Source organism: uncultured Pseudacidovorax sp. (assembly GCF_913773995.1).
Lineage (GTDB): Bacteria > Pseudomonadota > Gammaproteobacteria > Burkholderiales > Burkholderiaceae_C > Xenophilus.
Map to the genome: position 1 here is coordinate 63,887 of NZ_CAJYES010000110.1, position 22,045 is coordinate 85,931.

Annotated in this window: 21 protein-coding genes; 11 read left to right on the plus strand and 10 right to left on the minus strand. The window is 70.8% G+C overall.

Going from position 1 to position 22,045, the window contains the following annotated elements:
* Window positions 1–188 precede the first annotated feature (188 nt).
* The 3 genes from QZ772_RS09705 to QZ772_RS09715 all read left to right on the plus strand — a co-directional run bounded on the left by QZ772_RS09705 (window position 189) and on the right by QZ772_RS09715 (window position 4,191).
* Window positions 189–1,610, plus strand: coding sequence for an FAD-binding oxidoreductase (locus QZ772_RS09705; protein WP_295525265.1), 1,422 nt, complete (start codon window positions 189–191; stop codon window positions 1,608–1,610).
* 188 nt (window positions 1,611–1,798) lie between these two features.
* Window positions 1,799–2,821, plus strand: a complete 1,023-nt coding sequence (locus QZ772_RS09710) for an ABC transporter substrate-binding protein (RefSeq protein ID WP_295525267.1) — start codon at window positions 1,799–1,801, stop codon at window positions 2,819–2,821.
* A gap of 14 nt (window positions 2,822–2,835) precedes the next feature.
* Complete coding sequence (locus QZ772_RS09715; RefSeq protein WP_295525270.1) at window positions 2,836–4,191, plus strand: cytosine deaminase; 1,356 nt, start codon at window positions 2,836–2,838, stop codon at window positions 4,189–4,191.
* Here the strand turns inward: QZ772_RS09715 and QZ772_RS09720 are convergent.
* Window positions 4,178–5,116, minus strand: a complete 939-nt coding sequence (locus QZ772_RS09720) for a LysR family transcriptional regulator (RefSeq protein WP_295525273.1) — start codon at window positions 5,114–5,116, stop codon at window positions 4,178–4,180. The two genes, QZ772_RS09715 and QZ772_RS09720, sit on opposite strands and share 14 nt — an antisense overlap.
* Before the next feature lie 123 nt (window positions 5,117–5,239).
* Between QZ772_RS09720 and QZ772_RS09725 the strand changes: the two genes are divergently transcribed.
* Window positions 5,240–5,896, plus strand: coding sequence for an NAD(P)-dependent oxidoreductase (locus QZ772_RS09725; RefSeq protein WP_295525276.1), 657 nt, complete (start codon window positions 5,240–5,242; stop codon window positions 5,894–5,896).
* Window positions 5,897–5,911: 15 nt separating this feature from the next.
* Here the strand turns inward: QZ772_RS09725 and QZ772_RS09730 are convergent, their stop codons facing one another.
* Both QZ772_RS09730 and QZ772_RS09735 read right to left on the minus strand, forming a co-directional pair.
* Window positions 5,912–6,541, minus strand: a complete 630-nt coding sequence (locus QZ772_RS09730; RefSeq protein ID WP_295525278.1) for a heme-binding beta-barrel domain-containing protein — start codon at window positions 6,539–6,541, stop codon at window positions 5,912–5,914.
* Window positions 6,542–6,620: 79 nt separating this feature from the next.
* The gene (locus tag QZ772_RS09735) at window positions 6,621–7,058 is read right to left on the minus strand and encodes a rhodanese-like domain-containing protein (protein WP_295525280.1); all 438 of its coding nucleotides are present in this window, start codon (window positions 7,056–7,058) and stop codon (window positions 6,621–6,623) included.
* Between the two features lie 140 nt (window positions 7,059–7,198).
* Here QZ772_RS09735 and QZ772_RS09740 point away from each other — a divergent pair, with 140 nt between their 5' ends.
* From QZ772_RS09740 to QZ772_RS09750, 3 genes are all read left to right on the plus strand, one after another.
* Window positions 7,199–7,546 carry a hypothetical protein gene (locus tag QZ772_RS09740; protein WP_295525283.1) on the plus strand — a complete coding sequence of 116 codons (348 nt, stop codon included), beginning with the start codon at window positions 7,199–7,201 and terminating at the stop codon, window positions 7,544–7,546.
* A gap of 54 nt (window positions 7,547–7,600) precedes the next feature.
* On the plus strand, window positions 7,601–8,974 hold the full coding sequence (gorA, locus tag QZ772_RS09745) for a glutathione-disulfide reductase (RefSeq protein ID WP_295525286.1): 1,374 nt from the start codon (window positions 7,601–7,603) through the stop codon (window positions 8,972–8,974).
* 88 nt (window positions 8,975–9,062) lie between these two features.
* Window positions 9,063–10,580: an AMP nucleosidase gene (locus QZ772_RS09750; protein ID WP_295525289.1), complete on the plus strand. Its 1,518-nt coding sequence runs from the start codon at window positions 9,063–9,065 to the stop codon at window positions 10,578–10,580.
* Between the two features lie 12 nt (window positions 10,581–10,592).
* Here QZ772_RS09750 and QZ772_RS09755 read toward each other — a convergent pair whose 3' ends face one another.
* Window positions 10,593–11,543, minus strand: coding sequence for a pyridoxamine 5'-phosphate oxidase family protein (locus QZ772_RS09755; protein WP_295525292.1), 951 nt, complete (start codon window positions 11,541–11,543; stop codon window positions 10,593–10,595).
* 19 nt (window positions 11,544–11,562) lie between these two features.
* Entirely contained in the window at window positions 11,563–12,225 is a 663-nt protein-coding gene (locus QZ772_RS09760) for a glutathione S-transferase family protein (RefSeq protein WP_295525295.1), read from the minus strand.
* Window positions 12,226–12,307: 82 nt separating this feature from the next.
* Between QZ772_RS09760 and QZ772_RS09765 the strand changes: the two genes are divergently transcribed.
* On the plus strand, window positions 12,308–13,204 hold the full coding sequence (locus QZ772_RS09765; RefSeq protein WP_295525298.1) for a LysR family transcriptional regulator: 897 nt from the start codon (window positions 12,308–12,310) through the stop codon (window positions 13,202–13,204).
* 94 nt (window positions 13,205–13,298) lie between these two features.
* On the opposite strand, the gene QZ772_RS09770 is transcribed toward QZ772_RS09765, so the two are convergent.
* Both QZ772_RS09770 and QZ772_RS09775 read right to left on the minus strand, forming a co-directional pair.
* Window positions 13,299–13,604, minus strand: a complete 306-nt coding sequence (locus QZ772_RS09770; protein ID WP_295525300.1) for a hypothetical protein — start codon at window positions 13,602–13,604, stop codon at window positions 13,299–13,301.
* The gene (locus tag QZ772_RS09775; protein ID WP_295525303.1) at window positions 13,601–14,896 is read right to left on the minus strand and encodes a DEAD/DEAH box helicase; all 1,296 of its coding nucleotides are present in this window, start codon (window positions 14,894–14,896) and stop codon (window positions 13,601–13,603) included. The genes QZ772_RS09770 and QZ772_RS09775 overlap by 4 nt, the downstream gene beginning before the upstream one ends.
* 129 nt (window positions 14,897–15,025) lie before the next feature.
* Here QZ772_RS09775 and QZ772_RS09780 point away from each other — a divergent pair, with 129 nt between their 5' ends.
* Window positions 15,026–16,000 carry an ATP-binding cassette domain-containing protein gene (locus QZ772_RS09780; RefSeq protein ID WP_295525306.1) on the plus strand — a complete coding sequence of 325 codons (975 nt, stop codon included), beginning with the start codon at window positions 15,026–15,028 and terminating at the stop codon, window positions 15,998–16,000.
* Window positions 16,001–16,004: 4 nt separating this feature from the next.
* On the plus strand, window positions 16,005–16,817 hold the full coding sequence (locus tag QZ772_RS09785) for an ABC transporter permease (protein ID WP_295525309.1): 813 nt from the start codon (window positions 16,005–16,007) through the stop codon (window positions 16,815–16,817).
* Window positions 16,818–16,850: 33 nt separating this feature from the next.
* On the opposite strand, the gene QZ772_RS09790 is transcribed toward QZ772_RS09785, so the two are convergent.
* The 3 genes from QZ772_RS09790 to QZ772_RS09800 form a co-directional block, all read right to left on the minus strand.
* Complete coding sequence (locus QZ772_RS09790; RefSeq protein WP_295525312.1) at window positions 16,851–17,456, minus strand: hypothetical protein; 606 nt, start codon at window positions 17,454–17,456, stop codon at window positions 16,851–16,853.
* 225 nt (window positions 17,457–17,681) lie between these two features.
* Window positions 17,682–19,874 (minus strand): malate synthase G, encoded by a 2,193-nt coding sequence (locus QZ772_RS09795; protein WP_295525315.1) that lies wholly within the window; start codon window positions 19,872–19,874, stop codon window positions 17,682–17,684.
* A gap of 223 nt (window positions 19,875–20,097) precedes the next feature.
* A complete protein-coding gene (locus tag QZ772_RS09800; RefSeq protein WP_295525318.1) occupies window positions 20,098–20,682 on the minus strand; it encodes a TetR/AcrR family transcriptional regulator in 585 nt (194 codons plus the stop codon).
* Between the two features lie 89 nt (window positions 20,683–20,771).
* On the opposite strand from QZ772_RS09800, the gene QZ772_RS09805 reads away from it, so the two are divergent.
* Window positions 20,772–21,965 (plus strand): MFS transporter, encoded by a 1,194-nt coding sequence (locus QZ772_RS09805; protein ID WP_295525320.1) that lies wholly within the window; start codon window positions 20,772–20,774, stop codon window positions 21,963–21,965.
* The last annotated feature ends 80 nt before the right edge of the window (window positions 21,966–22,045 follow it).

A 22,045-nucleotide genomic window follows, 5' to 3' on the forward strand; every position in this document is an offset into this window, starting at 1 on the left:
TCTGCAAGCGGACTGCGTGCATATGCACGCAGTGGCACGCTCTTTGCTCGAATTGACCTGACGACGTGTCCAGCCCAGGGTCCGTGCGCCAGATCCGTGCATCCGCACGCAGATGGCCATCGGCGACTTGAACCGCCCCGCAGCGACGGCGCCACAACCTCAACCGACTGTTTGTGGAGAAGCCACGCATGCATGACACCGCCGCCTTCCTGGCCGCGCTGGGCGATGTGCCCGCCATTTCCGATCCCGACGTCGTCCGGCGCAAGAGCCGCGACATGACGGCCAACTTCAGCCCCGTGATGAAGGACGACGCGCTGCGCCATGTGGCCGACGTGCTGGTACAGCCGCGTGACCGTGCGGACGTGCTGCGCGTGGCCTCGGCTGCGGCGCGCACCCGCATGCCGCTGGTGATGCGTGGCGCCGGCACCTGCAACTTCGGCCAGGGCATTCCGCTCGCCGGTGGCGCGATGGTCGACATGACCGCGCTCGACCGCGTGCTGGGCACCGAGGGCGCCTGCGTGCGCGCCGAGCCCGGCGCCCGCATGGCGGCCATCGACGAGGCCACACGGCCCGGCGGCTGGGAGCTGCGCATCCATCCCTCCACCAAACGGGTGGCCACGCTGGGTGGCTTCGTCGGCGGCGGCCATGCCGGTGTGGGCAGCTGCGCCTGGGGCATCCTGCGCGACCGCGGCAACATCCTCGGCCTCGAAGTGGTGAGCGTGGAAGAAGAGCCGCGCACCGTGCAGCTGCGCGGCGATGCGGTCAACCGCGTGCACCATGCCTACGGCAGCAACGGCATCATCACCGCCATCGAGATGCCGCTGGCGCCGGCCTGGGCCTGGCGCGAGGCGGTGGTGGTGTTCCCCGAATTCATGACGGCGGTGGAATTCGCGCATGCGCTCTCCACCTCCGACGGCATCGTCAAGAAGCTGGTCAGTGTGCTGGGCGGCCCCATCTGGCGCATGATGCGCATGCTCAAGGACCTGGGCGGCGTGGACAACGACGGCATGGTGCTGGCCATGGTCGCCGAGCCCTTCATGGAAGCCTTCGAGGCGCTGGTGGCCGAATTCGGCGGCCAGCTCGCCAGTGTGGCGGCCGAGGGCCAGGGCCCGTACCGCGTGCCGATCTACGAGCTGGCCTGGGGCCACACCCGCCTGCATGTGAACCGCGACCATCCCGAGGTGGTCAGCAACGTGGGCCTGTACCTCGACCCGGACCTGGTGGGCGCCATCCGCCGCAGCCATCGCCGCTTCGGCCATCTGCTGGGCATGCACTTCGAGGCCAAGCGCTTCGACGGCAAGCTGAGCTTCCAGGGCTCGCCGTTCTTTCGCTACGAGGGCGACGAACACCTCGCGGAGGTCATGCGCGGCATGGCCGAGGACGGCGCCATGGTGGCCAACAACCACACCTTCCTGGTGAAGGAGGGCGGCATGAAGTCCGTCGACGCCGAGGACCGCGCCTTCAAGCAGGCCATGGATCCGCACGGCCTCATGAACCCCGGCAAGCTGCGCTTCGACGAGGCGGCGGCCCGCGAGAGCACCGGCGGCGATCTGCCCAGCGCCGGCTGGCGGTTCAGGCGGGCAGAGGCCGAGGAGCGCGCTGACGTGTAAGTCAGTCATCGACGTCTGCCTCATCGACCCCGGCTCCATCGACATGTGCACGCCCTCGATCCGTTCACGCTGAGCTTGTCGAAGCGCTGCGCAGGGCTTCGCCAAGCTCAGCCCGAACGGTCGGTGGGTTGCCCATCTATCCCGATCTCCCTGTCAGGCCCCACCATCTCCGCCCGAGGAACTTCCCAATGAACACCGCCCACCATCTCACCCGCCGCAAGACCCTGGCCGCCCTCGGCGGCGCGGCGCTCGTCTCCGGCATGCCCGCTTTCCTGCCGCGTGCCAATGCGCAGGGCCTGACCAAGGTGAGCTTCCAGACCGGCTGGTTGGCCCAGGCCGAACATGGCGGCATGTACCAGGCCGCCACCACCGGCATCTACAAGGAGCATGGCCTGGAGGTGGAGATCCGCCCCGGCGGCCCGCAGGTCAACACGGTGCAGCTGTTCATGGCCGGCAGTTCCGACTTCGCCGAGGCCGACGGCTTCCGCGCCTTCGCCTATGCCAAGGACAAGCTGCCCGCCGTGGCCGTCGCCGCCTTTTTCCAGAAGGACCCGCGGGTGCTGATGTCGCACCCCGGCACCGGCAGCGACACGCTGGCCGGCCTCAAGGGCAAGCCGCTGTTCGTGGCCACGACCGGGCGCCAGACCTACTGGCTGTGGCTCAAGGCCAAGTACGGCCTGACCGACGACCAGCTCAAGCCCTATGCCTTCAGCCTCGCGCCCTGGCTGGTGGACAAGCAGTCCACGGTGCAGGGCTACCTGACCAGCGAGCCCTTCAACGCCCGCAAGTCCGGCGTGGAACCGGTGGTGCACCTGCTGGCCGACCAGGGCTTCGACAATTACGCCAGCGTGGCGATGGCCACGCCCAAGATGGTCAAGGAGCAGCCGGAGCTGGTGCAGCGCTTCGTCGATGCCACAGCCAAGGGCTGGAAGAGCTACCTGAACGGCGACCCCGCGCCGGGCAATGCACTCATCAAGAAGCACAACCCGCAGATGGGCGACGACGTCATCGCCTATGCCATCGGCGCCATGCGCCAGTACGGCATCGTCGAGACGCCTGAGGCACAGGCCGCCGGGGGCATCGGCGCGATGAGCGCGGTGCGCTGGCAACGCTTCTACGATGCGATGGTCGCCGCGGGTGCGCTGGCGCCGGGGCTGGACGTGAAGTCCGCCTACACGATGCAGTTCGTCGGCGGAAAGCGTACGGCCTGACTTCTTTCCTGCCCATGACCCACGCCTTCTTCCTGCCGCCCGAGGGCGGCACCTATGCCTTGCGCCAGGTGCGCGCGCCGCGCTGCCTGATCGACGACCCGGCGGCCGACCGCCTCGCGCCCGCGGGCGACGGCGACCTGGTGGCGCTGGACCTGGCCATCGAGGCCGGCCGCATCGCCGCCATCGCGCCCGCCGGCAGCCTGGCGCCCGAGCGCGGGCCGCACCTGGACGACTCGCTGGCGCTGCCCTGCTTCGTCGACCTGCACACGCACCTGGACAAGGGCCACATCTGGCCGCGCAAGGCCAACCCCACCGGCGACGGCGCGGGCGCCTCGCGCGCGACGATGGAAGACCGCACGAAGAACTGGCATGCCGAGGATGTGCGCCGGCGCATGGACTTCGCGCTGCGCACGGCCTATGCCAAGGGCGTGTCGGCCATCCGCACGCACCTCGATTCGCTGGCGCCGCAGGCCGACATTTCCTTCCCGGTGTTCCGCGAGATGCGCGAGCGCTGGGCCGGGCGCATCGCGCTGCAGGTGTCGTCCATCGCGCCGGTGGACATCTTCCTGGGCGAGGAGGGCGTGCACCTGGCCAACGTCGTGGCCGAGAGCGGCGGCAACCTGGGTTGCGTGACCAAGTCGCAGCGCCACCCGGCCGAGACCACGCCGCCCGAGATCGACGAAGGCATCGCACGGCTTCTGACGCTGGCCACCGAGCGCGGCCTGGACGTGGACCTGCACGTGGACGAATCCACCGACCCGCGGGCGCGTTCGCTGATCCGCATCGCGAAGGTGGCACTGGCGCAGGGCTTCAAGGGCCGCATCCTGTGCGGGCACTGCACATCGCTGGCCCTGCAGACCGACGAGTTCATCGCCGAGACCATCGCCGCCTGCCGCGAGGCCGGCATCGCCATCGTCAGCCTGCCCACGGTCAACATGTACCTGCAGGACCGCAGCGTGGAGGCCACGCGCACGCCGCGCTGGCGGGGCGTGACGGTCATGCACGAACTCAAGGCGGCCGGCGTGCCGGTGGCCGTGGCCGGCGACAACTGTCGCGACCCGTTCTATGCCTACGGCGACCACGACATGCTGGACACCTACACCCAGGCGGTGAAGATCCTGCACCTGGACCATCCCTTCGCGGACTGGGTCCGCGCCGCCAGCGCCACGCCGGCGCAGATCATGGGCCTGGACGGCTTTGGGCAACTGCGCGTGGGCAACCCAGCCGACCTGACGGTGCTGCGCGCACGCAGCTATTCCGAGCTGCTGGCCCGCGCGCCCTTCGACCGGGCGGTGATCCGCGCCGGCCGCGCCATCGACACCACGCTGCCCGACTATCGCGAGCTGGACGACCTCGTCATGCCGCGCTGAGCGGCGCGACAGCCGCCGCACCGGCGTCGCGCACGCCCGGCAGCGCGCGCAGGTGCGTGGCGATGGCCTCGATGGCATGGCGCACCTTGGCCGGCTGGCCGTCGCGCTGCGGCGTCACGGCCCAGACGGGCAGGGCGGGCGGCTGCCATTGCGGCAGCACGGGCACCAGGCGGCCGGCCTGCAGGTCGTCCTCCACATCCGCCCGAACCGCCAGCACCAGGCCCAGGCCGCTGGCGGCCATCTGGTGCAGGCTGAGCTGGTTGTTGCTGGTCACGCGCACGGGCAGGGTGTGCTCGGCCACGGCACCGGCCGGGCCGGTGAGGGCGAGTGCCAGCGTGCGGCCGTCGCGCGGGGCGCCCACCCACTGGTGCGCGGGCAGGTCCGCCGGCGTGTGCGGCACGCCGGCCGCGGCCAGGTAGGCCGGCGCGGCGCAGATCAGGCTCTGGAAGTCGCACAGCCGCCGTGCCGCCCAGCCCGAATCGGGCAGCCGGCCGGCGCGCAGGGCCAGGTCGATGCGCGCGTCCACCAGGTCGATCATGGCGTCGTCCACCTGCAGCCGCAGCTGCAGCGCGGCATGGGCCGCCAGCAGCGGCGCCAGCGCGGGCGCCAGATGCCGGGCAAAGCCCACGGGCGCCGACACGCGCAGTTCGCCTTCCGGGGCCTCGCGCGCCAGTGCCAGCTGGGCGCGGGCCAGTTCGGCCGCCTCGACCATGCGCTGGCAGTGGGCCGCAAAGCGCGCGCCGGCATCGGTGAGCGCCAGCTTGCGCGTGGTGCGGTGGAGCAGGGTGACGCCGTGGGCCTGCTCCAGCGCGCGCAGCTGCTGGCTCACGGCCGAGGTGCTCACGCGCAGGCGGCGGGCGGCGGCGCTGAAGGAGCCGCTGCGCACCACCTCGGCGAAGAGCGCGAGCCGCTTGAGGTCGTCCATTGTGAAGCTGGGCTGAATGAAATTGTCTGGATTCTCAGACTTCTGGGCTGATCGTGAAGTCCATAACCTATGGGGCATCGTCATCACACACGGTGCGGGCTCCGCGCCAGGAAAGGAACAACCATGAACGTCGCCCTGATCGGTGGCACCGGCTTCGTCGGTGCCGCCCTGCTCGAAGAACTGCTCGCCCGCGGTCACCAGGTGCGCGCGCTGGCGCGTACGCCGTCCAAGCTGGCCGCGCGCGCCGGGCTCACGGTGGTCCAGGCCGATGTGCTGGATGCCGCCCAGGTCGCCAAGGCCGTGGCCGGCACCGACGCCATCGTCAGCGCCTTCAACCCGGGCTGGGAGCATCCCGACCTGTACAACCAGTTCCTGGCCGGCAGCAAGGCTGTCGCCCAAGGTGCCAGCCAGGCGGGCGTGAAGCGCCTGATCGCCGTCGGCGGCGCGGGCAGCCTGTTCGTGGCGCCCGGCGTGCAGCTGGTGGACACGCCGGAATTCAAGAACCACGTGCCGGCCAACGTGGTGCCGGGCGCCCAGGCGGCGCGCGACGAACTCACGCGGCTGCAGAAGGAAGAGGGCGCGCTCGACTGGACCTTCGTCTCGCCCGCGCCCATGCTGGCGCCCGGCGAGCGCACGGGCCGCTACCAGTTCGGCGGCGACGCCGTGCCGATGAAGGACGGCCAGCTGGCCGGTATCACCGCCGCCGACCTGGCGGCCGCCGTCGTGGACGTGCTGGAGCAGGGCCGCTACGTGCGCGAGCGCTTCGTCGCGTTCTCCTGAACCGGCGGCGGTGCCTCAGCGCACCAGCGGATTGGGCGTGGGCGCTTCCACCCGGCGCAGCAGGTTGCGGTCGGTGTGGTGGAAGGGCTCCGTCTGACCCAGGATCTGCAGCACCGTGTCTTCCTCGTAGCCCCAGGTGCCGTCGTCGTTGATCGTCACCTTGATGCGGAATTCGGTGGTGCGGAAGGCTTCCTGCAGGAAGGGCGCGGAGCAGATGCCCCAGGTCTCCAGCCCCTGCGTCGCGACCAGCTCGAAGCTGCGCGCATCGGCGGCCACGGTGCCGGCCGCCATCGCCACCTGGCCGCGCGGGATGGTCAGGGTGTGCATCACGCAGCCGGTGGCGGGCTCCCACAGCCAGTAGCCCACTTGCTCGTGGTAGGTCTTGACCTGATCGGGCTTGGTGATGTGCGTGTGGTAGCGCAGGCCGTAGAGCAGCTGGGGCCCGTTGGTCACCGGGTCGATGGGCTGCAGGCTGATGCGCTCGACGAAGGCCTGCTTCTTGGGGCCTTCGGCCTTGGGCTTGACGTCCAGGCCGCGGGCGCCTTCCCAAACGCCCGCCATGGGACCGAGCGGTCCCAGGTTGGCCAGGGTGTGGAGATCGACGTCGCGGGGTTCGGTGTAGATGTCGCGGGCGGGGGCGTTCATGGCGTTTGTCGTGTTTCGGACGGAAAAGCGGCCGGGACTGTCGCGTGAGCACGCCCCGTGCCCGCCGCGACGTGCGGGCCTAGTTCTGCCGCCAGGGCAGCCCACGCTTGCGCCAGCCGCCCTTTAGGCCCCGGTGGCCGTCCGTGTCCGGGTCCCCCTCGAAGCCTTCGAGGATGTTGTAGGCCTCGATGCCCAGCTCGGTGGCGCGCCGGGCCGCCGCCACGGAGCGCACGCCGCTGCGGCACAGTAGCACCACCTTGCCGCCGGGCGGCACGGCCGCGCGCAGGGCCTCGTCGAAGCCGGCGTTCATCGCCATGCCGGGCCACTGCTTCCAGGCCACGGCCACGGCACCTGGGACGAAGCCCACCCATTCGCGCTCGGCGTCGGTGCGCACGTCCACCAGCACGGCCTGGCCGGTGGTCATCCAGCGGGCGGCCAGTTCGGGCGTCACGTCGCCCGCATAGCCCTCGGCGGGGCGGGGCTGGTTGTCATCGTGGGAGGCAGGGGCTTGGGTCATGGTGGGCAGTCCGGAAAAAGGGCGGCTGCTATTGTTCCTCCAAGCCCGCGGACCGCGCCGTCGCGGTCCTTTCCCGCCAACGCCTTGCGCCTGCCGCGCGTTGAAAGCCCACCATGCCGAACCGCCCCTGCCGACCTCTCATGCCTGCGCTGCTGGCCGTCCTCATGGCCGGGGGCGCCACGCTCGCCACCGCGCAGAGCACCGACACCCGCAAGCCCGGGCCCTTCGAGCGCGCCCAGCAGCAGCGCTATGCCAACACGCCGTCGATGCGGGCGATCCAACAGGGGGCGGACTTCAACACGCAGCAGCCGCCACCGGCGGTGGTGCCGTCTCCGCCGCCGCACTGGCACCCGCACCGGCCGCCCGTGGTGATCTACGAGGACAGCCGCTACGCCCCCTGGGGCAACGCGCCCGAGGCCGCACCGCAGCGCCCCGCCAGCCGGCAGGACACGCCGCAGATCTGGTACGGCGGGCCGCTGCAGCAATAGCCAACGCCCGCCTTGGCTACAGTGGCGCCTCCTGCAACCCTGGAGACGCGCCGCATGGCCTCGTCCACCCCTTCCTTCGACTTCGACCTCTTCGTCATCGGTGGCGGCAGCGCGGGCGTGCGCGCAGCCCGCATGGCCGGCCAGCGGGGCGCCCGTGTGGCCCTGGCCGAATGCGCCGAACTGGGCGGCACCTGCGTCAACGTGGGCTGCATTCCCAAGAAGCTCTACAGCTACGCGGCCGGCTATGCCGAGGCCTTCGAGGAGGCGCCGGGCTATGGATGGCACATCGATAGCGCGCCGCGCTTCGACTGGGGCCGGCTCAAGACGGCGCGTGCCAAGGAGATCCACCGGCTCAACGGCGTCTACCAGGGCCTGCTCGACGGCGCCCGGGTCACGCTGCTGCGCGGCTGGGCGCAGCTGGTGGACGGCCACACGGTGCAGATCGAGGGCAAGCGCCACACCGCGCGCCATGTGCTGATCGCCACCGGTGGCGCGCCCTTCCTGCCCGACGTGCCTGGCAAGGAGCTGGTGAAGGTGTCCGACGCCATGTTCGACCTGCCGGCCTTTCCACGCCGGCTGATGGTGATCGGCGGCGGCTACATCGGCTGCGAGTTCGCCTCCATCTTCCGCGGCCTGGGCGCGGAGGTGACGCTGCTGCACCGTGGCGCCCACATCCTCAACGGCTTCGACCATGACGTGCGCGAGTTCCTGGCCCGCGAGATGGGCCGCGCTGGCATCGACCTGCGCATGAACCAGGAGGCCGCTTCCTTCACGAAGGGCGAGGGCGGCGAGATCGTCGCCACGCTGGCGCGCGGCCAGCGCCTGGCGGCCGATGTGGTGCTGGTGGCCACGGGCCGCCGGCCGCTCACGGCCGGCATGGGTCTGGAGGAAGCGGGCGTCAAGCTCGACGAACGCGGTGCCGTGGTGGTCGATGCCGAGTACCGCAGCAGCCTGCCCTCGGTGCTGGCCATCGGCGACGTCTCGACCCGCCTGCAGCTCACGCCGGTGGCGCTGGCTGAGGCCATGGTGGTGGTGGATCGCCTGTTCGGCGAAGGCCGCCGCACCCTGGACTACGAGTACATCCCGACCGCCGTCTTCACCCACCCCAGCGTGGGCACCTGCGGCTACACCGAGATGGAGGCGCGCACGAAGTTCGGCGAGGTGCGCATCTTCAACAGCGAATTCAAGCCGCTGCGCCACACGCTCTCGGGCCGCGGCGAGCGCTGCTTCATGAAGCTGGTGGTCGACGCGAAGAGCGACCGTGTGGTGGGCCTGCACATGGTGGGCGCCGATGCCGGCGAGATCGTGCAGGGCTTCGCCGTGGCCATGCGCGCCGGCGCCACCAAGGCCGACTTCGACCGCACCATCGGCATCCATCCGACGGCGGCGGAGGAGTTCGTGACGATGCGGGAGCCGACGGTCGGCTGAGGGTGCGCCGGGCCGCGCGCCGGACGTCGGCGACCGCAGGCCACGGAAGCGTCATGGAGCGCAGGCATGCACATTGCAAAATGCCCGCATGCCCTACATGCCGCCTTTCATCGCCCCCACCCGCTTCACCGACCCCGACGCGGCGCTGGCCCAGGTGCAGCGCATCTACCAGGAGGGCCTGGCGCACCTGCGCGAGTCGATGCAGCGCTTCGTGGCCGGCGAGACGCTGCCCGGCCGGGTGCGGGCCTGCTACCCCTTCGTGCGGGTGCACACCCACACCAACACCCGCTACGCCACGCCCGCCACCTCGGGCCTGAGCTACGGCTTCGTGGCCGGCCCGGGGCGCTACGAAACCACGCTGAGCCGGCCCGATCTGTTCGCCCGCTACTACCGCGAGCAGTTCCGGCTGATCCTCGCCAACCACCAGATCGAGCTGGAGATCGGCACCGGCAGCGAGCCGATCCCGATCCACTTCTCCTTCGCCGAGAACGAGCACATCGAGGGCAGCATGAGCGCCGAGCGCCGCGCCCTGATGCGCGATGTGTTCGACCTGCCCGACCTGGGCGCGATGGACGACGGCATCGCCAACGGCACGCACATCACGCGGCCGGGCGAGGCCGAGCCGCTGTCGCTGTTCACCGCCGCGCGGGTGGACTATTCGCTGCAGCGCCTGCGCCACTACACGGGCACGGCGCCGGAGTGGTTCCAGAACTTCGTGCTGTTCACCAACTACCAGTTCTACATCGACGAGTTCGTGCGCCTGGGCCACGAGGCGATGGACGACGAGGCGGGCGAGTACATCGCCTTCGTCGAGCCCGGCAACGTGGTCACGCGCCGTCGCGGCCTCACGCCCGAGCAGTCGGGCGACCTGGCCGAGCGCATCGGCGCCTTGCAGGGCACGCCGCCCGGGCGGCTGCCGCAGATGCCGGCCTACCACCTGGTGCGCGCTGATCGCAGCGGCATCACCATGGTCAACATCGGCGTGGGTCCGGCCAATGCCAAGAACATCACCGACCACATCGCGGTGCTGCGCCCGCACGCCTGGATGATGCTGGGCCACTGCGCCGGCCTGCGCAACACGCAGCAACTCGGCGACTACGTGCTGGCCCATGCCTATGTGCGCGAGGACCATGTGCTGGACGAGGAGTTGCCGCTGTGGGTGCCCATTCCCGCGCTGTCCGAGATCCAGCTGGCGCTGGAGCAGGCCGTGGCCGAGGTCACCGGCTGCAGCGGCGCCGAGCTCAAGGCCATCATGCGCACCGGCACCGTGGCCACCACCGACAACCGCAACTGGGAGCTGCTTCCGGGCAACGAGCCGCAGCGCCGCTTCAGCCAGAGCCGCGCCGTGGCGCTGGACATGGAAAGCGCCACCATCGCGGCCAACGGCTTCCGCTTCCGCGTGCCCTACGGCACCCTGCTGTGCGTGAGCGACAAGCCGCTGCACGGCGAGATCAAACTGCCCGGCATGGCCAACCACTTCTACCGCGAGCGGGTGGAGCAGCACCTGCGCATCGGCATGAAGGCCATCGACATCCTGCGCGCCGAAGGCACCACGCGGCTGCACAGCCGCAAGCTGCGCAGCTTTGCGGAGGTGGCGTTCCAGTAGCAGCCAGCCGGTTCAGGCTGCGGGTGCGAGCCAGTGGCCCGTGCCTTCCAGGTACGGCGAAGGCTGGGCGGCGCTCCAGCGCAGTGGCAGCGCCCCGCGTCGGCGCCAGCCGCTGACGATCTGCAGGCGCAGCACGCGGTCGACACCCTCGAAGCCCAGCGCCTCGGGCGTACCCGTCAGCACCTGCGCGCGCGCCGACAGCTGCAGCAGGTCGCCCCGTTCGAAGTCCACGAAGAGCAGCCCGGCCCACGGGTGCAGCAGAAGGTTGCCCAGGGTGTTGAAGAAGCGGTTGCCGTCGAAGTCCGGCACCGCGAGGGTGCCGTCCGCCGCCACCTGCACGAAGCCCGGCCGGCCGCCGCGGTGGGACACATCCACGCCCTCCGCGGGCCGGGTGGGGTCGGTGGCATGCGGATGCGCGCTGGCGATGAACAGGGTGTCGGCCAGGGCGATCAGCGCGCGGGCGGCCTCGTCGAGGCCGGTCAGCGCCTCGGCCGCGGGCGGCGTGTGCGCAACGGTGTGCGGCGACGCTTCACGGGCCTGGATGTAGCGCGGGCAATTGCCGAAGCTCTGGCCCACGGCCAGCTCGAAGCCCGCGGCATCGACGGCAGTCACTCGGCCGTTGAGCCGGTTGCGCCGCCGCGTGTGCGGCTCGATGCCGAGCAGGCCCAGCGGCGCGTCCGGCCGCAGTGCCGCCGCCAGCGGGTCGGCGGCATCGGGCAGGGCGTCGATGCGCAGGCGGCGCGGATCGGGCGAATGCATGAAGCCCGGCGAGCCTGTCAGCACGCTGGCCCACGGGCGTCGGTGCTCGTCCAGGCTGCCCACCACCACGAAGGGCAACTGCGCGAAGAAGTCGCGGTGCTGCTGCGGCATGTGATCGCGGATCACACGCGGGCCCAGGGCGCCGAGCTGGGCATCGACGCCCTCCTGGCGTTGCAGGGCGATCTCGCCGTCGTGGAAGGTCATGGTGTGCTACTCCAGCTGTTCAAGCCAGCAGGCCGATGCGCGAGCGCGGCATGGGCAGGAAGCCCGGCAGGCCCTCGATGCGGGCCAGCCAGCCCCGCACCTGCGGGTAGTCGTCCAGCGCCACATGCCCTTCGGGCGCGAGGGCCACATAGGCATAGTGGGCGACGTCTGCCAACGTGGGACGGGCGGCGGCCAGGAAGTCCTGCGTGGCCAGATGGGCGTCCATCACCTGCAGCAGGGCATGGGCCCGGGCCACCGCGGCGTCGTCCTTGGGACGGCCCATCAGCAGGGCGATACGCGCGGCGGCCGGGCCGAATGCCAGGGGCCCCGCCGCCAGCGACAGCCAGCGCTGCACCTGGGCTGCGCCCACCGGATCGGCCGGCAGCCATAGCGTCGGATCGGGCGCATACCGGGCGTTGAGGTACACGAGGATTGCGTTGGAGTCCGCCAGCACCACGTCGCCGTCCTGCAGCACGGGCACCTGGCCGAAGCGGTTCATCGCCAGGAAGGCCGGACGCTTGTGCTCGCCGGCCTTCAGGTCCACGACCTGGCTGTGCCAGGGCAGGCCCAGCAGCGACAGGAACAGGCGCACGCGATGCGCATGGCCCGACAGCGGGGCATCGTGGAGCACGAGGGCAGGGACGGCCGAGGCCGGCTCGGAGGCGGGGGTGTGTTCAGGCATGCGCCCATTGTTTTTCGATACGGCGGACGGATCAATGCGAATCCACGGAGGACATTGCTCCGATTTCCGGTGTAATCGCCGCATGGATCGACTCAAGGCCATGCAGGTGTTCGTGCGCATCGCGGAGCAGGGGAGCCTGACGCGGGCCGCGGATGTGCTCGGCAGCTCCCTGCCGGCGGTGGTGCGTACGCTGGCCGCGCTGGAGGCGCACCTGGGCGTGCGGCTCTTCCAGCGCAGCACGCGGCGTGTCGCGCTGACCGAGGACGGCCGCCGCTACCTCGACAGCGCGCGCGAGGTACTGGCCGCCGCCGATGCCGCCGACCGCGCACTGACGCAGGAGGCGGGCGAAGCAGCCGGCCAGCTCACGGTCACGGCGCCGGTGCTGTTCGGCCACATGTACGTCGCGCCCGCCATCGTCGGCTTCATGCGCGCGCATCCGCAGGTGCGCTGCCGCGTGTTGTTGCACGACCGGCCGGTGAACCTGGTGGAAGAGGGCATCGACGTCGGCATCCGCATCAGCCGGCTCGAGGATTCGTCACTGGTGGCGCAGCAGCTCGGCAGCATCCGGCGCGTGGTCGCTGCCAGCCCGGCGCTGCTGCGCGAGCGCGGCGTCCCCCGGCATCCGCGCGATCTGGCGAACGCGCCGGCGGTGCTCGGCCAGCTCGACGGTGCGCCCCACTGGTCCTTCGACGTGCCGGACCGGCGCGTGCCGATGCAGGTCCCGCTCGACGTGCGGCTGGCCTTCAACCACATCGCACCGGCCGTGGAGGCCTGTGCCGCGGGCATGGGCTTCGGCCGCTTCTTCTCCTACCAGGTGCTGGGCCATGTGCGGGATGGGCGCCTGCAGCTCGTGCTGGAAGACTTCGAGCCTGCGCCGCGGCCCGTGAGCGTGATCTACCCGCATGCGCGTCATCTGCCGGCCCGCACCCGGGCGTTCGTCGAATGGATGAAGAAAGCCTTCGACGGGCTTCGGCTGTGAGCGCCGCGCAGGCGCCATAGCCGCCCGGCGGATGAAGGCTCAGGCTCTCGGAAGGTGCGAATGAATCCGACGTGGCGGGCTCGCTCACCCCTTCTCAGTTCACGGCGCCACCGAACTCGGCTATGAAGGCTTCTGCAAAGGCGGCGCTGCCCGTGATCGACAGGCGGAAGCTGCGCAGCGCCGGGCCCTCCTGCCGCTCCTCCAGGTCGGCGTCCCAGTCGCCGCCCTCCTCCACCGGGCTGCGACGGCCACGGAAGCGGCGCGCGGCCCAGTCCATCACCGTCTCGATCTCGGCACGCACGGCGGCCTCGCGCTCGGGGCCGACAGTGGCCAGCGCCTCGAACAGGCTGGTGTCGTCGTCGCCTTCGCTGTGGTCGAAGAGCAGGTAGTCCAGCGTCATGGCTGCGGGTCCTGCGAGCCGTCGGACGCTGCGGCCGAGCCGCTCGCCTTGGCCGCGGCGGCGCGCAGCTTGTCCTTCTTGTTCGGCCGCTTGCCCTTGATGCCGCCACCGGCCGCCGGCGCGTCGGCCGGCGCCGTCTCCTGCGGCTCGAAGCCCGCGATCTGCTCACGCGGCACGCGCAGGCCCTGGCGCTTCTCGATCAGGCGGAAGTGCGCCTCGGCCGCGGCGGGCACGAAGCTCACGGCCACGCCGCTGGCGCCGGCGCGGCCGGTGCGACCGATGCGGTGCACATGGTCGGTGGGCGAGCGGGCCAGGTCGTGGTTGACCACCGCCGGCAGCTGCGCGATGTCGATGCCGCGCGCCGCCAGGTCGGTGGCCACCAGCACCTGCAGCCGGCCGGCCTTGAAGTCGGCCAGCACCTGTGTGCGCTTGCCCTGGCCCAGCATGCCGTGCAGCGGCTCGGCCGTGAGGCCGCCCTTGCGCAGCTTGTCGGCCACGGTTTCGCAGGCATGCTTGGTGGCCACGAACACCAGCACCTGCGGCCAGGCTTCGGTGGCGATCAGGTGGCGCAGCAGCGCGGTGCGTCGGCCCTCGTCGACCGCGATGGCGCGCTGGGCGATCTGCGGCAGCTCGGCCACCGGCGCGGGCGCCGTCACGGCCACGGGGTCGTGCAGCAGCGCATCGGCCAACTGCACCGTGCGCGGCGCGAAAGTGGCCGAGAACAGCAGGTTCTGCCGCTGCGCCGGCAGCGCGTCGAGGATGGCCTGCAGCTCTTCGGCGAAGCCCAGCTCCAGCAGGCGGTCGGCCTCGTCCAGCACCAGCACGGCGCAGTCCGAAAGGCGCAGCGCGTTGTGGCGCGCCAGGTCGAGCACGCGGCCGGGCGTGCCGATCACCAGGTCCGCGCCGCCGCGCAGGGCCATCAGCTGCGGGTTGATCGAGACGCCGCCGATGGCGCGCACCACCTTCGGCCGCTCGGGCAACGTCGCCGCCAGTGCGGCCACGGTGTCGGCCACCTGCGCCGCCAGTTCGCGCGTGGGCACCAGCACCAGCGTGTGCAGCGCGCGGCGGGAGCGGTGGCGCGGCGCCTCGTGCCAGCGCTGCAGCAGCGGCAGCACGAAGGCGGCGGTCTTGCCCGAGCCGGTGTGGGCCATGGCGCGCAGGTCGCGGCCCTGCAGCACCACGGGAATGGCCAGGGCCTGGATGGGCGTGGGGGCGGCATAGCCCTGCTCGGCCACGGCCTGCAGGAGGTCGGGGCGCAGGCCCAGGTCGGCGTAGGTGGGGGAGGAAGACACGATGGGAGGAAGGGCCGGAAGAGCGCCGAGGAAGGGCTGCGGATTGTCCGCCTTCGCGCCCCGCCTACGGGCGTGTCGGCCAAGGCGCCGTGTGGGCGATGACGGCATGGGCCTTTGCCACAATGACGCGTGCCTGCCGATCCGACCCCCTCCACCGCCGCCTCGACCGCGCCGTTGCTGCAGGCCCGCCACCTGCGCAAGCGCTATGGCGAGGCCACCGTCGTCGACGACCTGAGCTTCGAGATCGCACCCGGCGAATGCCTGGGCGTGATCGGGCCCAACGGCGCCGGCAAGACCACCACCATCCGGATGTGCCTGGGCCTCACCGCGCCCGACGCCGGCGAGATCGCGGCGCTGGGCGGCCTGCACATGCCGCGCGATGCGCGCGCCATCAAGGCGCAACTGGGCGTGGTGGCGCAATATGACTCGCTGGACCCGGACTTCAGCTGCGCCGAGAACCTGGTGGTCTATGCGCGCTATTTCGGCTTCTCGCGCCGCGACTTCGCCGCCAAGGTGCCATCGCTGCTGGACTTCGCGGCCCTGTCGCACAAGGCCGATGCCAAGCCGGGCGAGCTGTCGGGCGGCATGCGCCGGCGGCTGTCGCTGGCGCGGGCGCTGGTCAACGACCCGAAGCTGCTGATCCTGGACGAACCCACCACCGGCCTCGACCCGCAGGCCCGTCACCTGATGTGGGAGCGGCTGCAGACCCTGCTGCAGCAAGGCAAGTCCATCCTGCTGACCACCCACTTCATGGACGAGGCCGAGCGCCTGTGCCATCGCCTGCTGGTGGTGGACCATGGCCGCAAGATCGCCGAGGGCCGCCCGCGCGAACTGATCGCCGAGCACCTGGAGCCGCATGTGGTCGAGGTCTACGGCCAGGGCAGCGCCGGCTCGGCCCAGGCGCTGGCCGAATCGCCCGCCTTGCGTGCACTGGCGCAGCGCACCGAGCTGAGCGGCGAGACCGTCTTCTTCTACACGCGCGAGGCGCGCCCGCTGCTAGACGCGCTGGGCGCGCACGGGGGGCTGCGTACCTTCCACCGGCCAGCCAATCTGGAGGACCTGTTCCTCAAGCTCACGGGCCGGCAGATTCGCGAGGGAGGTTGAGGCCATGAACGACAACACGAACCTGCCTTCCGTCTGGTCGCCGCCGGCCGTCACGCGCCGCTGGTGGCCGGTCTTCCTGCGCAACCTGCTGGTGTGGCGCAAGCTGGCCGTGCCCAGCCTGATCGGCAACATCGCCGAGCCGCTGATCTGGCTGGTGGCCTTCGGCTACGGCATGGGGGCGCTGGTCGGCCAGGTCAAGGTGGGGGGCGAGTCGGTGCCCTACATCCTGTTCCTGGCCAGCGGCTCGATCTGCATGAGCGCGATGAATGCGGCCAGCTTCGAGGCGCTGTATTCGTCCTTCTCGCGCATGCATGTGCAGAAGACCTGGGACGGCATCATGAATGCGCCGGTGGGCCTGGACGACGTGGTCTTCGCCGAGATGCTGTGGGCGGGCTTCAAGTCGCTGTTCACCGTGACGGCCATCCTGCTGGTGATGCTGGGCCTGGGCATCAGCCACAGCCCCAAGCTGCTGGTGGCCTGGGTGATCCTGGCGGGCGCGGGCATCGTGTTCTCGTCCATCGCGCTGATCTTCAATGCGCTGGCCAAGGGCTACGACTTCTTCACCTACTACTTCACGCTGTTCATGACGCCCATGATGTTCCTCTCGGGCGTGTTCTTTCCGTTGGAGCAGTTGCCCGAGGTGGTGCGGGCGGTGGCGGCCTGGTTGCCGCTGGCCAATGTGGTGGCACTGGTGCGGCCGCTCTTCATGGACCAGTGGCCGGCGCAGCCGCTGCTGCACCTGGGCGTGCTGGCCGCCTATGGCATCGCGGCCTTCTGGCTGGCGCTGGGCTTGACGCGGCGGCGATTCCGCCAGTGAGGTGCGGGGGCAGCAACGCCCCCGCGTGTTCGATCAGCGGCTGCTGCCGCCGGACGAACCACTGCTGCCCGACGAGCCGCTGCCGCCCGAGCCGGAACCCATGCTGCCCGAGCCCGAGCCCGCGCCCGAGCCCGAGCCCGAGCCCGAGCCCGAGCCCGAGCCCGAGCCCGAGCCCATGCTGCCCGAACCGGACGTGCCGGAGCCGCCCATCGAACCGCTGCCGCTCGTTCCTGCCCCAGAGCCCGTGCTGCCCGACCCCGATCCGGCACCCCGACCGCCAGGGCCGCCCGTGCCGGTGCCGGTCGGCCCCTTGCCACCCCGCTGACCCAGCTCTCCACTGCTGTTGCCCGCGCCACCGGTGGTCCCCGAATGGGCGCCGGACGCGCCACTGCCGCTCGCGCCCTGCCGGCGCTCGTCGTCCCGCTTGTCCGAACGCTTGTTCGTGCTGCTGCTGCCCGAGCCGCTGCCGGATTGCTGCATCGAGCTGCCGCCCGACGCGCCGCTGCCGCTGCCGCTGCCGCTGCTGCCACCCATGGTGCCCGACGAGGAGCTCTGCGCGAACGCGAGGCTGGCGCCGCACAGCGCGGCGGCGATCAGCATGGGGCGAAGGGGATGGAACGGGGTGCGTGTGTCTTGCATGAAGGGTCTCCTTGGATGTGGCGCACCGGATGGCCGATGCCCGTTCCCAAGCCGCCCGGCGACATGCTGGTCTTGGCTTCGGAACAGTCTTCACGCTAGGCGCGCCACTCCCTTGCCGGGTGGGTACGGGCCCACCCCCGTGTAGGAGCAGGGCCCCCATCGACGCACGAAAAAAAACAGCGCCCCGTGGGCGCTGTCAGCACAAGGCGTGATGCCGGGTGAGGCTCAGCCCGCCGCCTTCACCTTCAGTCGCCACGCATGCAGCAGCGGCTCGGTGTAGCCGCTCGGCTGCTCGACGCCCTTGAACACCAAGTCCTGCGCCGCCTTGTAGGCGAAGGAGGTGTCGAAGTGGCCGGCCATCGGCTTGTAGAGCGGGTCGCCGGCGTTCTGCTGGTCCACCACGGCGGCCATGCGCTCGAAGGTGGCGTTGACCTGCTCCTTCGTCACCACGCCGTGCAGCAGCCAGTTGGCGATGTGCTGGCTGCTGATGCGCAGCGTGGCGCGGTCTTCCATCAGGCCCACGTCGTGGATGTCGGGCACCTTGGAGCAGCCCACGCCCTGGTCGATCCAGCGCACCACGTAGCCCAGGATGCCCTGCACGTTGTTGTCCAGTTCCTGCTGCTTCTCGGCGTCGCTCCAGTTGGGCGTGGCGGTGATCGGCACCTGCAGCAGGTCGTTCAGGATCGCGTCGCGCTCGGCCTCGGCGTCGATCTTCTCCAGCTCCTTCTGCACGTCGGCCACGCTGACCTGGTGGTAGTGCAGCGCATGCAGCGTGGCGGCGGTGGGCGAGGGCACCCAGGCGGTGTTGGCGCCGGCCTTCGGGTGGCCGATCTTCTGCTTGAGCATGTCCGCCATCAGGTCGGGCATGGCCCACATGCCCTTGCCGATCTGCGCCTTGCCGCGCAGGCCGCAGTTCAGGCCGGTGAGCACGTTGTTGCGCTCGTAGGCGGCGATCCACTTCGTGCCCTTGATGTCGCCCTTGCGCAGCATGGGGCCGCCCTGCATGGCGGTGTGCATCTCGTCGCCGGTGCGGTCCAGGAAGCCGGTGTTGATGAAGGCCACGCGCGCCGGTGCGGCGGCGATGCAGGCCTGCAGGTTGACGCTGGTGCGGCGCTCCTCGTCCATGATGCCCAGCTTGACGGTGTTGGCCGCCAGGCCCAGCAGCTGCTCGACGCGGCCGAAGAGCTCGTTGGCGAAGGCCACCTCGGCCGGGCCGTGCATCTTGGGCTTGACGATGTAGATGCTGCCGGTGCGCGAGTTGCGGATGCCGTTCTGGCCCTTGCCCTGCAGGTCGACCATGGCGATGGCGGTGGTGACGACCGCGTCCATGATGCCCTCGGGAATCTCCTTGCCTTCACCCCACAGGATGGCCGGGTTGGTCATCAGGTGGCCCACGTTGCGCACGAACATGAGCGAGCGGCCATGCAGCGTGACCTGGCCCTTGCCGTCGGGCGCGGTGTAGACGCGGTCGGGGTTCAGGCGGCGCACGAAGGTCTTGCCACCCTTGGCCACTTCCTCGGTCAGCGTGCCCTGCTGGATGCCGAGCCAGTTGCCGTACGCCAGCACCTTGTCCTCGGCATCGACCACGGCCACGGAGTCTTCCAGGTCGAGGATGGTGGACAGGGCCGATTCCAGCACCACGTCGGCCACGCCGGCCGCGTCGGTCTTGCCGATGGGCGTGCTGCGGTCGATCTGGATGTCGAGGTGGATGCCGTTGTGCCTGAGCAGCACCGACGAGGGGTTCGCCGCGTCGCCCTGGTAGCCGACGAAGGCCGACGGGTCCTTCAGGTGCGTGCTGCTGCTGTGCAGGGCGATGACCAATTGGCCGTCCTTCACGCTGTAGCCGGTGGCGTCCTTGTGCGAGCCGTTGACCAGCGGTGCGGCTTGGTCGAGCAGCTCGCGCGAGAAGGCGATGACCCTGGCACCGCGCACCGGGTTGTAGCCATTGCCGACTTCGCCTCCGCCGTCCTTGGGAATGGCGTCGGTGCCGTACAGCGCGTCGTACAGCGAGCCCCAGCGCGCGTTGGCGGCGTTGAGCGCGTAGCGCGCGTTCAGGATGGGCACCACCAGTTGCGGGCCGGCCTGCAGGGCCAGTTCGGCGTCTACGTTGGCGGTGGTGGCCTTCGTGCCCTTGGGCTGCGGCAGCAGGTAGCCGATCTTTTCCAGATGGGCGCGATAGGCCGGCATGTCGGCGATGGGGCCGGGATGGGCCTTGTGCCAGGCGTCCATCTCGGACTGCAGGCGGTCGCGCTCGGCGAGCAGCGCGGCGTTCTTGGGCGCGAGGTCGTGGACGATGGCGTCGAAGCCCTTCCAGAAGGCCTCGCTCGACAGGCCGGCGGCGGGCAGCACCCGGTCTTCGATGAAGCGGTACAGCTCGGTGGCCACCTGAAGGCGCTGGGTCGTGGTGCGTTCGGTCATGCGTGTTCTCGGCGTGCGGCGGGGCCGCAAAGGGGTTGCACGGGGATGTCGGCTCAACGCGATGCATGGGGCCGACGCTCGACCTCCACTGTATTAGAGACGGGGCCGAAGATTAATCAGCGAATGAGGCGTTGATTCGTGACAGAAATGATGGCAATCCCGGGCCGGCGGCCTGGCGTGACGTTTGTCGCCCGGAGGCAGCCGCACGCCGTCCCGCCACAGTTCAGGGCGCGGCCGCCGCCAGGCTCGCGTTCACCCAGCCAGCGATTTGAACGCCGGTGGCCGGTGCCGCCGTGAAGAGCAGGTGAAAGAGCAGCGGCGCCACCAGCGTGTCCATCACGCGCTCCACCGCAGGCGCGGCTTCGCCTCGTGCCTGCGCACGGCCGAGGAGCACGCCGATCTGCAGGGCGATGAAATCCGCGCAGCGGCACGAGGGACGGGCATCCGGCGACTGCACGCCGAGCACGTCCCGCAGCATCGCGCGGCCGACCTGTGACGACATCTCCTCGTTGTACTGCTCGGCCCAGGCCAGCAGGTCGCCTCGCAGCGCGCCGGTGTCGGCCGGTTCGCCGTCGGGCCGCATGCGCTCGACCGAGACATCGGCCAGCAGTTCGGCCAGATCGCCCCAGCGGCGGTAGATGGTCGACGGCGTCACCCCGGCGCGTGCGGCCACCATCGGGACGGTGAGGGCCTCGCGCGCATGTTCGGCGGCCAGTTCCCGGACGGCACGGTGAACCGCCTCCTGCACGCGCGCGCTGCGGCCGCCGGGGCGCGGCCCGGTGCGGGGGAGCGTGGGAGAGGAAGCCATCCATCGATGCTAACGCAAAGAATTTGCGTTAGGGAGGCAACAAGCGCACAATCCACAAACGCAAAATCTTTGCGTTAAAGGAGACATCGATGTCCGTACCCGCTTGCAGGGCGCCCGCCGCCCCGGCCCGCCTGCCGCCGCGTGCCGCCTTCGCGCTGGTCGTGACGCTGGTGATCACCTTCCTGGCCGCGTCGAGTGCGCCCTCGCCGCTGTACGCCGTGTATCGGGACGCCTGGGGCTTCTCGGCGCTGGTGCTCACCGTCGTCTTCTCCAGCTATGCCTTCGCGCTGCTGGTGGCGCTGCTGGTCTTCGGTGCGTTGTCCGACCACCTGGGCCGACGGGCCGTGATCCTGGGCGCGCTGGTGCTGGAGCTTGGCGCCATCGGCCTGTTCTGGCAGGCGGATTCGGTGGGCTGGCTGATCGCGGCCCGGGTGCTGCAGGGCATCGCCACCGGGACGGCCACGAGTGTGCTGAGCGCGACGCTGCTCGATCTGGACCCGGCGCGCGGCGCGCTGTTCAACGGCCTGTCGCCCATGATCGGCATGGCGCTGGGCGCGCTGGGCGCCAGTGTACTGGTGCAGTTCGCGCCCCGGCCGCTGCATCTGGTCTACGAGCTTCTGCTGGTCGCGCTGGTGATCCAGGCTGTGCTGGCGCTGCGCCTGCCGGCGACGGTGGCACCCCGGCCCGGCGCCTGGGCTTCCCTGGTTCCGCGCGCGCATGTCCCGCCGGCGGCCCGCGCGCTGGTGCTGCGGCTCATGCCGCTCAACACCGCCGGGTGGGCGCTCGGGGGCTTCTACCTGTCCCTCGGGCCGACGCTGGCCCGCCTCGTGACCGGCCGCGCGACGCCACTGGCGGGGGGCGCGCTCATCGCCACCCTGGTGCTGACGGGCGCCGCGGCGATCTATGGGGTGCGCCAGCGTCCTGCCCGGCGCGTGCTGCGCGCAAGCGCCGTGCTGCTCGGTGCCGGCATTGCGATCACCCTGCTGGGCGTCTACGCGCGAGAGGCCGCGCTGTTCTTCGGCGGGACCGTGGTCGCGGGCGCCGGCTTCGGCGCCAGCTTCAACGCGGCCGTGCGCAGCCTGGTGCCGGTGGCCTCGCCCCACGAGCGGGCCGGCCTCATGTCCAGCTTCTTCGTGCTGAGCTACCTGGCCTTCAGCGTGCCGGCCATCCTGGCCGGTCTGGCCGTCGGCGTTTTCGGTCTGCAGGCGACCAGCCTGGGCTACGGCTTCGTGCTGGTGGCGCTGGCTTTCCTTTCCTGGGTGGGCGCGCGCGAGCGGGCCTGACGCGGGCGCGGCCCTGCCGCGCGACCCGCGCGGGCCGGCCCGTCCGGGTCCCCGCCCGCAGACGCGCCGATAAGATCACG

Excerpts from the sequence above, each read along its gene's own strand:
- QZ772_RS09705 (WP_295525265.1), top strand. The coding sequence starts at position 189 with ATGCATGACACCGCCGCCTTCCTGGCCGCGCTGGGCGATGTGCCCGCC.
- QZ772_RS09710 (WP_295525267.1), top strand. The coding sequence starts at position 1,799 with ATGAACACCGCCCACCATCTCACCCGCCGCAAGACCCTGGCCGCCCTC.
- QZ772_RS09715 (WP_295525270.1), top strand. The coding sequence starts at position 2,836 with ATGACCCACGCCTTCTTCCTGCCGCCCGAGGGCGGCACCTATGCCTTG.
- QZ772_RS09720 (WP_295525273.1), bottom strand. The coding sequence starts at position 5,116 with ATGGACGACCTCAAGCGGCTCGCGCTCTTCGCCGAGGTGGTGCGCAGC.
- QZ772_RS09725 (WP_295525276.1), top strand. The coding sequence starts at position 5,240 with ATGAACGTCGCCCTGATCGGTGGCACCGGCTTCGTCGGTGCCGCCCTG.
- QZ772_RS09730 (WP_295525278.1), bottom strand. The coding sequence starts at position 6,541 with ATGAACGCCCCCGCCCGCGACATCTACACCGAACCCCGCGACGTCGAT.
- QZ772_RS09735 (WP_295525280.1), bottom strand. The coding sequence starts at position 7,058 with ATGACCCAAGCCCCTGCCTCCCACGATGACAACCAGCCCCGCCCCGCC.
- QZ772_RS09740 (WP_295525283.1), top strand. The coding sequence starts at position 7,199 with ATGCCTGCGCTGCTGGCCGTCCTCATGGCCGGGGGCGCCACGCTCGCC.
- gorA (WP_295525286.1), top strand. The coding sequence starts at position 7,601 with ATGGCCTCGTCCACCCCTTCCTTCGACTTCGACCTCTTCGTCATCGGT.
- QZ772_RS09750 (WP_295525289.1), top strand. The coding sequence starts at position 9,063 with ATGCCCTACATGCCGCCTTTCATCGCCCCCACCCGCTTCACCGACCCC.
- QZ772_RS09755 (WP_295525292.1), bottom strand. The coding sequence starts at position 11,543 with ATGACCTTCCACGACGGCGAGATCGCCCTGCAACGCCAGGAGGGCGTC.
- QZ772_RS09760 (WP_295525295.1), bottom strand. The coding sequence starts at position 12,225 with ATGCCTGAACACACCCCCGCCTCCGAGCCGGCCTCGGCCGTCCCTGCC.
- QZ772_RS09765 (WP_295525298.1), top strand. The coding sequence starts at position 12,308 with ATGGATCGACTCAAGGCCATGCAGGTGTTCGTGCGCATCGCGGAGCAG.
- QZ772_RS09770 (WP_295525300.1), bottom strand. The coding sequence starts at position 13,604 with ATGACGCTGGACTACCTGCTCTTCGACCACAGCGAAGGCGACGACGAC.
- QZ772_RS09785 (WP_295525309.1), top strand. The coding sequence starts at position 16,005 with ATGAACGACAACACGAACCTGCCTTCCGTCTGGTCGCCGCCGGCCGTC.
- QZ772_RS09790 (WP_295525312.1), bottom strand. The coding sequence starts at position 17,456 with ATGCAAGACACACGCACCCCGTTCCATCCCCTTCGCCCCATGCTGATC.
- QZ772_RS09795 (WP_295525315.1), bottom strand. The coding sequence starts at position 19,874 with ATGACCGAACGCACCACGACCCAGCGCCTTCAGGTGGCCACCGAGCTG.
- QZ772_RS09800 (WP_295525318.1), bottom strand. The coding sequence starts at position 20,682 with ATGGCTTCCTCTCCCACGCTCCCCCGCACCGGGCCGCGCCCCGGCGGC.
- QZ772_RS09805 (WP_295525320.1), top strand. The coding sequence starts at position 20,772 with ATGTCCGTACCCGCTTGCAGGGCGCCCGCCGCCCCGGCCCGCCTGCCG.